The organism is Collimonas fungivorans, from assembly GCF_028292705.1.
Taxonomy (GTDB): domain Bacteria; phylum Pseudomonadota; class Gammaproteobacteria; order Burkholderiales; family Burkholderiaceae_D; genus Collimonas; species Collimonas fungivorans_B.
Genome location: NZ_JAQGLV010000197.1, coordinates 17,138 through 28,235, shown reverse-complemented (window position 1 = coordinate 28,235; position 11,098 = coordinate 17,138). Strand labels below are relative to the sequence as shown.

Below are 11,098 nucleotides of genomic sequence, written 5' to 3'. Positions count from 1 at the left end.
TCGGAATGGATGTCGCCGAACTGAAGAAAATCATGCAGAACCAGCCGGTTGCGGCTTGCATGGTGATGCCGAATTTCCAGAATCCGCTGGGTTTTGAAATGCCGGAGGAAAGCAAGCGGCAGCTGGTGGAACTGGGCTCGCGCTACAACATGCCCATCATCGAAAACGGCGTCTGCAACGAACTGTATTTCGGCGCCGCCCATCCGAGCGTGCTGAAGGCTTACGACAAGCGCGGCATCGTGCTGTACTGCTCGTCGTTTTCCAAGAGCCTGACTTCGGCCTACCGCATCGGCTGGACCCTGCCGGGCCGCTACCGCGAGCAGGTGGAAAAACTGAAATTCCTCAATACGCTCAGCACCTCGACCTTGCCGCAACGGGCGATCGCGGCCTACCTGACTGCCGGCGGCTACGATCGCCACCTGCGCCGGGTGCGGCGCACCTTGCAGCAGCGCTGCGACATCATGAGCGCTTTCGTCGGCCGTTTTTTCCCGGCTGGGACGCGTATCACGCGGCCGGCCGGCGGTTATGTGCTGTGGATAGAATTGCCGGCGGCGATAGATTCGATGGCCTTGTACCGGCAGGCGCTGGCGGAGGGCATCACGATCGCGCCGGGGCGGCTGTTTTCCACTTCCGACGCCTATCGCAGTTTTATCCGCATGAATTACAGCTACAGCTGGACGCCTGAGATCGAACAGGCGATACGGCGCCTGGGCGAGATGCTGGCCGAGATGCTGGTATAGATCAGGCCATTGCCGCTGCCTGGCTCTCGTCCAGGGCGTCGAAAATCGCCATCCCGAACGGCGTCAGGGTTGCGCGGCCGGTACCGTCTTCATTGAGCGTGACGTTGACGATTTCGGCGCTTTCCAGCGCGCTCAGGTGACGCCGCAAAGTGCTCATCCGCTGCTCTACCCGCTTGCTCAGTTTTGCCAGCGACATGTCGGGTCCGGCGCTGTGAACGCGTTCATCGCCGGCCTCGGCATGCAGCGCGGACAAGATCGCCAGCACCGCGTCGTCAAGTTGTTCGTCCCAGTCCATCATGCGCAGTCCTTCATGATGTCACGCCGCCATCTGCATGGAACGGCGCAGCAGTACAGGGATCGATTTTGAGGTCGGCGTGCGCGCTTTATCTGCAAAGCTGTTGAGCGGCACCAGCGGATTGGTTTCCGGATAGTAGCTGCTGATGCAGCCGCGCGGAATGTCGTATTCCACCAGCAGGAAGCGGTCGGCGCGGCGTTCGATGCCGTCGTCCCAGACGCCGACCAGGTCGACCCAGTCGCCCGGCGCGAAACCCAGCATCTGGATATCGAGCAGGTTGGCGAACACCACGCGCCGCTGGCCGAACACGCCGCGATAACGGTCGTCCAGTCCGTAGATAGTGGTGTTGTACTGGTCGTGCGAACGGGTGGTCATCAAGGTCATCAGCTCAGGACCGTATTTGCGGCGCGCCTGATGGATCGGCGTGTCCTTGGGAATCGCGTGGACGATGAATTGGGCGCGGCCGCTGGCGGTTTTCCAGACCCGTTCGCGCGACGCCACGCCGAGGTGGAAACCACCCGGATGTTTGATGCGGGCGTTGTAATCCTTGAAGGCGTCGTACACTTTTTCGATGTCGTCGCGGATCAGGGAATAATCCTTGACGTAGTCCAGCCACTGTATGCGGCTGCTCTTGAGCGTGGCATGCGCCAGGCGCGCCACGATATCGATTTCCGACAGGCAGGTCTTGGCCGCCGGCTTGTTGATGCCGTAAGAGATGTGCACCATGCTCATCGAATCTTCCACCGTCACGCCTTGCGCGCCGGTTGCCTGCATGTCGATTTCGGTGCGGCCCATGGTCGGCAGGATCAGGGCGTCCTTGCCGTGGATCAGGTGGCTGCGGTTCAGCTTGGTGGTGATGTGCACAGTCAGCGCGCAAGACTGCAGCGCTTCCCAGGTGCGTGGCGTGTCAGGCGTCGCCATGGCGAAATTGCCGCCGAGGCCGATGAAAACCTTGACCTGGCCCTGCAGCATCGCTTCGATCGTGCCGACTACGTCGAGACCATGTTCGCGCGGCGGCTTGAAGCCGTATACTTTTTCGATGCGGTCGAGGAAAGCGGCGGTCGGCTTTTCATCGATGCCGACGGTGCGGTCGCCCTGCACGTTGGAGTGGCCGCGCACCGGGCACAGGCCGGCGCCGGGGCGGCCGATATTGCCGCGCAACAGCATCAGGTTGGACACCATCTGGATCGTCGCCACGCCATGCTTGTGCTGGGTCAGGCCCATGCCCCAGGTGGCGATGACGTTCTTGCCGCGCACGTAGACCTGCGTCAGCCGTTCGATGTCGTCCCTGCCGACGCCGGATTCGGTGACGATGTCGTCCCAGCTTTCGGCGCGGATGTCGGCTGCGAATTCTTCAAAATAAGCAGTGTGCTCGGCGATGAACTGCACGTCGATGACGCGCTCGCCATTGTCTTGCAGGGCCAGTTCGTCGAGTTCCAGCACGCGCTTGATCACACCCTTGACCAGCGCCAGGTCGCCGCACAGGGTAGGGCGGATGAACATGTTGCTGATGCTGGTGCCGGAGCGCGACAGCATGTCGGACGGATGCTGCGGGCTGGAGAAACGTTCCAGGCCGCGCTCGCGCAAGGGATTGATGGAAACGATGGTGGCGCCGCGCTTGGCGCATTCGCGCAGTTCGCCCATCATGCGCGGGTGGTTGGTGGCCGGATTCTGGCCGAAGATGAGGAAGGTGTCGGCCAGGTCGAAATCGTCCAGCGTCACCGTGCCCTTGCCGACGCCTACGGTCTCGGGCAGGCCGACGCTGGTCGGCTCGTGGCACATGTTGGAGCAGTCGGGGAAGTTGTTGGTGCCGTACTCGCGCACGAACAACTGGTACAGGAACGCCGCTTCATTGCTGGTGCGGCCTGAAGTATAGAACGATGCCTGGTTCGGATCGTCCAGCGTGTTCAGGTGATCCGACATCAGGTTGAATGCGTCCTGCCACGAGATCGGCTGGTATTTGTCGCTGGCGGCGTCATACGCCATGGGTTCGGTCAGGCGGCCGTGTTCTTCCAGTTCGTAATCCGATTGCTGTAGCAGCGCGCTGACGCTGTTCTTGGCAAAAAAATCGGCGGTGACGCGCTTGGAAGTGGCTTCCGCCGCCACCGCCTTGACGCCGTTTTCGCAGAATTCGAAGGTTGATGCGTGATCGCGGTCCGGCCAGGCGCAGCCGGGGCAGTCGAAGCCGTCCGGCTGGTTCTGCGCCAGCAGGGTGCGCACGCCGCCGCCCGGCACTCTTTCCTTCAGCAAGTGCAAAGCCACATATTTGAGGGCGCCCCAGCCGCCGGCGGGGTGGTTGTACTGCTCGATCTTCTGGTTGCTCATGGTTGTTCCTTGCAGCGCTGCCAGGCGCCATGGCCCGCGCAAATCGCGCAGGGTCAGGTCGAGTGTAGCCAGGGCTTTGCTGCAGTAGCACATACAGTGGGCACAGTAGATTTAGAGCACAGTTACATATTTCGGTTTTACTGTACTTTCATTATCAAAAAAGAAGGGGAGCCCGAGTCCGGAGTAGGGTTATTGGTCGGAATTTGTGAACACTGCATCCAGGAAATGTGTCTATTTCCCGCATTTAATTGACTTAAAATCAAGCAAGCCAGGTTTGCAAAAGCAGTTCCGATTCGTGTGCGATAAAACAGGGGAGCGGGATGACTACACTCAATATCAATGGGACTGCGCATCAGGTCGATGCGTCCAATCAAAAGCCGCTGCTCTGGGTCTTGCGCGACGAACTGGCCATGACCGGCACCAAGTTCGGCTGCGGCGCCGCCCTGTGCGGCGCCTGCACCGTGCATGTGGACGGACTGCCGGTGCGCTCCTGCGTGACGCCGGCGGCGGCATTGGAAGGCAGGAAAATCACCACCATCGAGGCGATTGGCGATCACCCGCTAGGCAAGAAGGTGCAGCAGGCCTGGGAAGAGCTGAATGTGCCGCAATGCGGCTACTGCCAGTCAGGCCAGGTGATGGCTGCGGTGGCCTTGCTGGCCAATACGCCCAAGCCAAGCGATACGGATATCGACCAGGCCATGTCGGGCAATATCTGCCGCTGCGGCATGTACCCGCGCATCCGTGCCGCCATACATAGCGTCGCAGGCAACGGAGCGAAAAAATGAACGCGGCCGATCCATCTCAAATTTCGCGCCGCGGTTTTTTGCAGGTGAGCGCCCTGGTCGGCGGCGGCTTGCTGGTCGGCTGGCATATCAGCGGCACCATGCGCGGCGCCATCGCCGCCACGCCGCAAGCCGGCGTCGTGCTGCAGCCGAACGCCTTTGTCCGCATCACGCCGGATAACTGGATTACCGTGATCGTCGGCCATACCGAAATGGGCCAGGGCGTTTCCACCGCCTTGCCGATGCTGGTGGCGGAAGAGCTGGACGCCGACTGGAACCGGGTGCGCTGGGAACAATCGCCGACGGCGCCCGCCTACGCTCATCCGCTCATGCATACGCAACTCACCGGCGGCAGCATCACCACCATGGCGCAGTACGAGCCGCAGCGCAAGGCAGGTGCGACGGTGCGGGCGATATTGCTGGCGGCCGCCGCCAAGCGCTGGAATGTCGACAGCGCCAGCCTGCATGCTGACAAGAGCCGGGTCATCCACGCCGCCAGCGGCCGCAGCGCCAGCTATGGCGAACTGGCCTCGGACGCGGCGGGGCTGGCGGCGCCCGACAAGGTAGCGCTGAAAGATCCCAGGGATTTCAAGATCATTGGCCGTCCCGTCAAGCGACTGGACGGCAAGACCAAGTCGGACGGCAGCGCGAAATTCGGCATGGATGTGATGGTGCCGGGCATGCTTACCGCATTGATTGCGCGGCCGCCGATTTTCAAGGGCAAGGTGCGCAGCTTTGACGCCAGCAAGGCGCGCCAGGTTGCCGGCGTGCTGAGCGTGTACCAGGTGCCGGCCGGCATAGCGGTGGTCGCCAAGGATTTCTGGGCAGCCAAGCTGGGGCGCGATGCGCTGGTGGTTGAATGGGATAGCGTGGCCGGCGAGCGGGTGTCGTCGGACATGCAGAGTATCGTCTACCGGCAGCTGATGGATGTGTCCGGTACCGTGGCGCGCAACGATGGCAATGTGGCCGGCGCCCAAAAGAATGCAAAACAAAGTTTCACCGCGGACTACCAGTTTCCCTACCTGACCCACGCCACCATGGAGCCTTTGCACGCGGTGTTCGATGTGCGCGCCGATGGCTGCGAAGTGTGGCTGGGCACGCAGTGGCCGGGCGGCGACCAGCAGGCGATTGCGGCGGTGCTCGGCTTGAAGCCGGAACAGGTCAAGCTGAACACCATGTTCACCGGCGGCGGTTTCGGCCGCCGCTCCAGCCTGGGGTTCGACGTGGTGGTCGATGCCGCGCATGTGGCCAAGGCGGTGGCGCAGGACCTGAAGAAACCGGTGAAAGTGGTCTGGACCCGCGACCAGGACATCAAGGGCGGCTACTACCGGCCGGCATCGTATTGCCGCCTGAGCGCGACCCTGGACGAGCAGGGCCAGCTCACTTCATGGACCGACCGGATCGCGGTGCAGTCGATAGCCGGCGGCACCATCATGGAACCGTTTATCGTCAAGGACGGCATCGACTCGCTGTCGACCGAAGGCGCCCAGGACATTCCCTACGCCATCCCGAACGTGATGGTCGACCTGCACACCACACATTACCAGGTGCCGGTGCTGTGGATGCGTTCGGTGGGACACTCGTTCAATGCCTATGCGGTGGAAACCTTCATGGACGAGCTGGCGCATGCAGCGGGCAAGGATGTCTACCAGTTCCGGCGCGAGCTGCTGAAAAACAAGCCGCGCCACCTGGGCGTACTGGATGCCGTGGCCAAGGCTTCGGCCTGGTCGCAGCCGGCGGCAGACGGCGTGCACAGAGGGATCGTGGTGCACGATTCGTACGGCAGCTTTGTCGCCATGGCGGTTGAGGCCAGCGTCGACAAGAGCCGCAAGCTCACCGTGCACAAGGTGTTCTGCGCCATCGATTGCGGTGTGGTGGTGAACGCTGACCTGGTGCGGGCGCAGATGGAATCGAGCGTGGTGTTTGGCCTGTCGTCCGCCTTGTTTGGCGAAATCACGCTGAAGAACGGCGTGGTCGAACAAAGCAATTTCGACGATTATCCGGTGCTGCGCATGTACCAGACACCCAAGATCGAAGTGATCCTGGTGCCGAGCAGCGAGCATCCCGGCGGCGTGGGCGAGCCTGCGGTAGCTTGTGTTGCTCCGGCTTTGGCGAATGCGATATTTTTTGCAACCGGCGAGCGCATACGTTCGCTGCCGCTCAAAAACCATCAATTCCAGATTGCATAGGGTGACGCGATGAGATACCTGAAATTATTCAGCACCCTGCCTGCCTTGCTGCTGGGTTGCACGGTCGCGCTGGCCCAGCAAGCTCCCGCTCCCACCGGACAGCAATTGTTCGAGCCGATCGCCAGCGTGGTGATGGGGCCGCGCTGCCTGAATTGCCACCAGGTGCAGGCGCCGCACCAGAAGGACATCGGCATCGAACATGCGCAGATGGTGATGCGCGGCCCGCACGACAGCGGCGTCGCCACCCTGCAATGCGCCGCTTGCCACCAGGCCAGCAACAGCGCCGACGGCAAGGTGCCCGGCGCGCCGCACTGGAAGATGGCGCCGGTCAGCATGGCCTGGCAGTCGCTGAGCAAGGTGCTGATTTGCCAGTCGATGAAGGACCCGAGCAAGAACGGCAACCGCAAGACCATGGATGAAGTGGTCGAGCACATGAAAACCGATCCCTTGGTCTTGTGGGCATGGAATCCCGGGGCGGGCCGCACCACGCCGGTGATGTCGCATGAAGAATTCGTGCAGAAACTGCAGGCCTGGGCGGCAGCCGGCGGACCTTGTCCCGGCGATCCAATCAAACAGGCTGTGAAATAAACGCTGCTACCGGTGCTGCAGCAGCAGGTTTTCCATCCAGTCTATGAAGACTTGCACCCGGCGCGACAAATGGCGCCGGTGCGGATACAGGGCATAGACCGGCATGGCGGCGGCGCGCGCCTGCGGCATGACTTCCCGTAGTTCCCCGGCGCGGATGTGGCTGCGCACATCGTAGGCCGGTATCTGGATCAGGCCCAGGCCGGCCAGGCAGCAGGCGATATAGGTTTCAGCGTTGTTGACTGCTATGCGGCTGCGCATTTCCACGGTGTTGAGCACGCCGTCTTCGACATATTCCCAAGGCGCGCTGCGGCCGCTGGTGGGCGACAGGTAGCTGACAGCCCAATGCTGCGCCAGTTCGGATGGCGCGGACGGTATGCCGTGTTGTTGCAAATAAGCCGGGCTGGCGCAATTGATCAGTTCAAACTGGCCAAGCGGACGCGCGACCAGGCTGCTGTCATCGAGCTGGCCGACGCGCACTACGCAGTCGACGCCTTCCTGGACCAGGTTGATGGAGCGGTCGGTGCAGCGCAATTCCAGTTCAACGTCGGGATACAGCTTGAAGAATCCCGGCAGGGCGGGGGCCACCACCAGCCTGGCAAGGCGGCTGGGAACATCGACCTTGAGCTTGCCGCTGGCCTGCGCCGGGGTTTGCCTGAACAGCCCGGATATCTCTTCAAAATCGGACAGCAGCTGATGGCAGCGTTCCAGCAGGGCGCTGCCGTCCTGCGTCAGGTGCACGCGGCGCGTGGTGCGCTGTAACAGGCGCGCACCCAGGCTGGCTTCCAGTTGCTGGATTGCAGCCGAGACGGTGGCGCGCGGCAATCCCAAGCCGTCGGCGGCTTTGGTGAAGCTGCCGGTTTCAGCCACCCGCACGAACACCTGCATGGTTTCCACTCTATCCATTGTCGCTCTTTGTTTTGCGGGGTGTGCTGGATAGTCTAGTAAGTTTTCAATGATTTGTATCGGATTTATTGAACAATGACCGCTGTTTTGACATTCCTTAACAAATGCACCACTGCTCAAAAGAAAAAACCCGGCACCGTCCTGTGGAACGGGCCGGGTTTGTATTTTGCAACGTATGCTTAGACGTTAAACAGGAAATTCAAAACGTCGCCATCCTTGACCACATATTCCTTGCCTTCGGCGCGCATCTTGCCGGCTTCCTTGGCGCCTTGCTCGCCTTTGTGGCTGATGAAATCGTCATAGGCAATGGTCTGGGCGCGGATGAAGCCGCGTTCGAAGTCGGTGTGGATCACGCCTGCCGCCTGCGGGCCGGTGTCGCCGACATGGATGGTCCATGCGCGCACTTCCTTGACGCCGGCGGTGAAGTAGGTCTGCAGGCCGAGCAGCTTGAAGGCGGCGCGGATCAGGCGGTCCAGGCCCGGTTCTTCCATGCCCATGTCGGCCAGGAATTCATGCTTGTCAGCTTCGTCGAGGTCGGCGATTTCCGATTCGATCGCAGCGCAAATTGCCACGATGGGCGCATTCTGCGAAGCGGCGTAAGCGGTCAGCTGGTCCAGCAGCGGGTTGTTGGTGAAGCCATGGTCGGACACGTTGGCGACGTACATGGCAGGCTTGGCGGTGATCAGGCACAGCGGCTTGATCAGGGCCATTTCTTCGGCGTCGAGGCCGCAGGCGCGCACCGGCTTGGCCTGGTCCAGTTCCGGCATCAGGCGTTCCAGCAGGGCCACCAGCTTGGCGGCATCCTTGTCGCCGGAGCGGGCTTTCTTGTTTTCGCGGTGGATGGCTTTTTCCACCGTACCCATGTCGGCCAGCGCCAGCTCGGTCTGGATCACATCGATATCGTCCAGCGGATTGATCTTGCCGGCCACGTGGATCACGTTGTCGTCTTCAAAGCAGCGCACCACATTGACGATGGCGTCGGTTTCGCGGATATGCGCGAGGAACTGGTTGCCCAGGCCTTCGCCCTTGGAGGCGCCGGCCACCAGGCCGGCGATGTCGACGAACTCCACGGTCGCCGGCAGGATGCGCTCCGGCTTGACGATCGCGGCCAGCGCGTTCAGGCGCGGATCCGGCACCTCTACCATGCCGACGTTCGGCTCGATGGTGCAGAAAGGATAGTTCTCTGCAGGAATGCCTGCTTTGGTCAGGGCATTAAAAAGGGTAGATTTGCCGACGTTCGGGAGGCCGACGATGCCGCATTTGAGACTCATGGAAAAACTTTCTAGATCAATTGATTACAGGTGTTGATAGGGGTTGCGGCTCAAGATTTATTGGGTCCGCAAGGGCAAGATCTGTAGTTGTTAGACTCGCAACAAAGCCAGGGAAATCGGGAGTGTTTCCACAAATTCCGTATGGATTTTGTTCAAAAAAAGATGACTATTGTAACTCTGTCGGAAGGCCTTCTACAAAGGCTAATCAATAGTCTCGGCCGGCGCATGCTTTAAAGCCGGGGAAGCATCCTTCTGCGGCAAAAGTTCATCGGGTGGATTTCGCATGGAAAGCAGATAGGCAGGCAGCCTGTTTACAGGTTTGAGCGCAAATATCTCCACGCGGCGGAAAATAACTGCCGCGGTAATGCTGACCGCAATTGAAACCAAAATGATCAAAGAGATATGGGACGCGTCGAGGGTTCCTAGCTCGGAAAATTTAATGGTTAAAAAAGAGGTGAGCGAAATAATCACACTGAAATGCACCAGGTATAAAGGGAAAGAGATTTCACCCAGGAAGCGGGAAAATTTCGACGAAAAAAAGCCGACGGTCCAGTTCGATGTGTAAAAGCAGAACACGAGAGCCGCTGCAGTCACGGCGTTTATATTGATGTATTGCCAAAAATTCGGATATTTTTTGGAAAGTGTGTAGGTAATCACAATGGCTATCAGTATCGCTATAACCGCGAAATTCCAGCTTCTGGACGCCCGCAGCCGGTCGAAGACGCCATTTGCCCGGTACTGCGCGAACAGTATCCCGATAAAGAAAAGACAGTAAAACGATTGGGCGACAAGCAGGAAAACAATCAGTGCATACAATATCCTGACCGGGGCTTTGAGCCGGGTAGAAAGATACAGGTACAGGAAGACCAGCAGTGAACCGACCAGCTCGATGGACATCGTCCAGAGAAACGGATTGTACGAAACGCTATTTGAATGACCGGCGTAGACCAGGTAAAACGAATAGCGCAGCAGGGAAATCAGATGTGGCTCAAAAAGTATGAATGAACCGAGCCAGTCTTCACGATGGATAATTTTCGCCGCGGCGACGTTGTAGTTGGCCCCCGCCAGCATCAAGACATATACGATTGCACAAGAAAGCAGAATCGGGACGGTCAGGCGAAAGTAGCGTTTGATAAGCAGCGAGTCCAGCAGCCTGAAATCCGCTTTTTTTAAGAAGCTGGAGGAAAGGGCATCGCCGGAAAGAATAAAAAAAACCGTCACGGCCAAGCCGCCGTTGAGCAGAAAATACAGAAAATCGCTGCGAAACATCGGCACCAGATTCCCGAATGTCTCGTTGGTCAGGTGGAAAAATAACACAATGAGTGCAGCCCATCCTCGGATGCCATCGATTTCTTGAAGTCGATTTTTCATGTCGTAAGCAACCGCTCCGGCAGGCGGCGATGGCGTCATTTGGCGGTATGCAGCTGCATGGTCGCGGCTTCGAATTTGCCTTCGCACAGCAGGGGAATGATTTTCAGGCTGTCGGCAATCGCTTCTTCGATCGGCACCTGCTCATCCTTGCGTGGCCGGTGCAAAACGAAATCGGCGACCGCCTGCTGCAGACTGAGCGTGCGCGGATGGCCAATGCCCAGCCGCAGGCGCCAGTAATCCTGGGTGCCGAGCGCAGCCGTGATGTCTTTCAAGCCATTGTGGCCGCCGGACGAGCCGCCTTTTTTCAGCTTGGCGCTACCGGGCGGCAGGTCGAGCTCGTCATGCACCACCAGGATTTCATCCGCTGCAATCTTGTAGAAGCGCGCCAGCGCGCCGACTGACTGGCCGGAGCGGTTCATGAAAGTCTGCGGTTCCAGCAACCAGACTTCCTGGCCGGCGATGCTGGCCTTGGCGGCCAGGGCGTTGAAGCGCGCTTCCCGGGCCAGCTTGCGGCCGAGGTCGTTGGCCAGGTTGTCGACCAGCCAGAAACCGGCATTGTGGCGCGTTTGCTCGTATTCCGGGCCGGGATTGCCGAGGCCGACGATGAGGCGGATAGACATAGGTTTGTTTTATA

At 60.0% G+C, this 11,098-nt stretch carries 10 protein-coding genes; 4 read left to right on the top strand and 6 right to left on the bottom strand.

Translation table 11 applies throughout. The features are described from left to right. On the top strand, positions 1-740 hold a 740-nt coding region (locus JWQ61_RS11145; protein ID WP_304360590.1), incomplete at its 5' end, for a PLP-dependent aminotransferase family protein. Between the two features lies 1 nt (position 741). Here JWQ61_RS11145 and JWQ61_RS11140 read toward each other — a convergent pair. Both JWQ61_RS11140 and JWQ61_RS11135 read right to left on the bottom strand, forming a co-directional pair. Further along, positions 742-1,038: a helix-turn-helix domain-containing protein gene (locus tag JWQ61_RS11140; protein WP_304360589.1), complete on the bottom strand. Its 297-nt coding sequence runs from the start codon at positions 1,036-1,038 to the stop codon at positions 742-744. 18 nt (positions 1,039-1,056) lie between these two features. Next, positions 1,057-3,360, bottom strand: coding sequence for an FdhF/YdeP family oxidoreductase (locus JWQ61_RS11135; protein WP_304360592.1), 2,304 nt, complete (start codon positions 3,358-3,360; stop codon positions 1,057-1,059). A 320-nt stretch (positions 3,361-3,680) separates the two neighbouring features. On the opposite strand from JWQ61_RS11135, the gene JWQ61_RS11130 reads away from it, so the two are divergent. The 3 genes from JWQ61_RS11130 to JWQ61_RS11120 are packed head-to-tail and all read left to right on the top strand — an operon-like array spanning position 3,681 to position 6,919. Further along, the gene (locus tag JWQ61_RS11130) at positions 3,681-4,145 is read left to right on the top strand and encodes a (2Fe-2S)-binding protein (protein WP_304360588.1); all 465 of its coding nucleotides are present in this window, start codon (positions 3,681-3,683) and stop codon (positions 4,143-4,145) included. Continuing rightward, complete coding sequence (locus tag JWQ61_RS11125; protein WP_304360587.1) at positions 4,142-6,331, top strand: xanthine dehydrogenase family protein molybdopterin-binding subunit; 2,190 nt, start codon at positions 4,142-4,144, stop codon at positions 6,329-6,331. Before JWQ61_RS11130 ends, JWQ61_RS11125 begins: the two co-directional genes overlap by 4 nt. 9 nt (positions 6,332-6,340) lie before the next feature. After that, positions 6,341-6,919: a hypothetical protein gene (locus JWQ61_RS11120; protein WP_304360586.1), complete on the top strand. Its 579-nt coding sequence runs from the start codon at positions 6,341-6,343 to the stop codon at positions 6,917-6,919. Between the two features lie 6 nt (positions 6,920-6,925). Here JWQ61_RS11120 and JWQ61_RS11115 read toward each other — a convergent pair whose 3' ends face one another. From JWQ61_RS11115 to pth, 4 genes are all read right to left on the bottom strand, one after another. Then, positions 6,926-7,822, bottom strand: a complete 897-nt coding sequence (locus JWQ61_RS11115) for a LysR family transcriptional regulator (RefSeq protein WP_304360585.1) — start codon at positions 7,820-7,822, stop codon at positions 6,926-6,928. 179 nt (positions 7,823-8,001) lie between these two features. Next, positions 8,002-9,093 (bottom strand): redox-regulated ATPase YchF, encoded by a 1,092-nt coding sequence (gene ychF / locus JWQ61_RS11110; RefSeq protein ID WP_304360584.1) that lies wholly within the window; start codon positions 9,091-9,093, stop codon positions 8,002-8,004. A 201-nt stretch (positions 9,094-9,294) separates the two neighbouring features. Then, a complete protein-coding gene (locus tag JWQ61_RS11105; protein WP_304360583.1) occupies positions 9,295-10,503 on the bottom strand; it encodes an acyltransferase in 1,209 nt (402 codons plus the stop codon). After that, the gene (gene pth, locus JWQ61_RS11100; protein WP_120237302.1) at positions 10,500-11,084 is read right to left on the bottom strand and encodes an aminoacyl-tRNA hydrolase; all 585 of its coding nucleotides are present in this window, start codon (positions 11,082-11,084) and stop codon (positions 10,500-10,502) included. Before pth ends, JWQ61_RS11105 begins: the two co-directional genes overlap by 4 nt. Positions 11,085-11,098: the final 14 nt, after the last annotated feature.

Coding starts and splice junctions, on each gene's coding strand:
- JWQ61_RS11140 (WP_304360589.1), bottom strand. CDS start 1,038: ATGATGGACTGGGACGAACAACTTGACGACGCGGTGCTGGCGATCTTG.
- JWQ61_RS11135 (WP_304360592.1), bottom strand. CDS start 3,360: ATGAGCAACCAGAAGATCGAGCAGTACAACCACCCCGCCGGCGGCTGG.
- JWQ61_RS11130 (WP_304360588.1), top strand. CDS start 3,681: ATGACTACACTCAATATCAATGGGACTGCGCATCAGGTCGATGCGTCC.
- JWQ61_RS11125 (WP_304360587.1), top strand. CDS start 4,142: ATGAACGCGGCCGATCCATCTCAAATTTCGCGCCGCGGTTTTTTGCAG.
- JWQ61_RS11120 (WP_304360586.1), top strand. CDS start 6,341: ATGAGATACCTGAAATTATTCAGCACCCTGCCTGCCTTGCTGCTGGGT.
- JWQ61_RS11115 (WP_304360585.1), bottom strand. CDS start 7,822: ATGGATAGAGTGGAAACCATGCAGGTGTTCGTGCGGGTGGCTGAAACC.
- ychF (WP_304360584.1), bottom strand. CDS start 9,093: ATGAGTCTCAAATGCGGCATCGTCGGCCTCCCGAACGTCGGCAAATCT.
- JWQ61_RS11105 (WP_304360583.1), bottom strand. CDS start 10,503: ATGACGCCATCGCCGCCTGCCGGAGCGGTTGCTTACGACATGAAAAAT.
- pth (WP_120237302.1), bottom strand. CDS start 11,084: ATGTCTATCCGCCTCATCGTCGGCCTCGGCAATCCCGGCCCGGAATAC.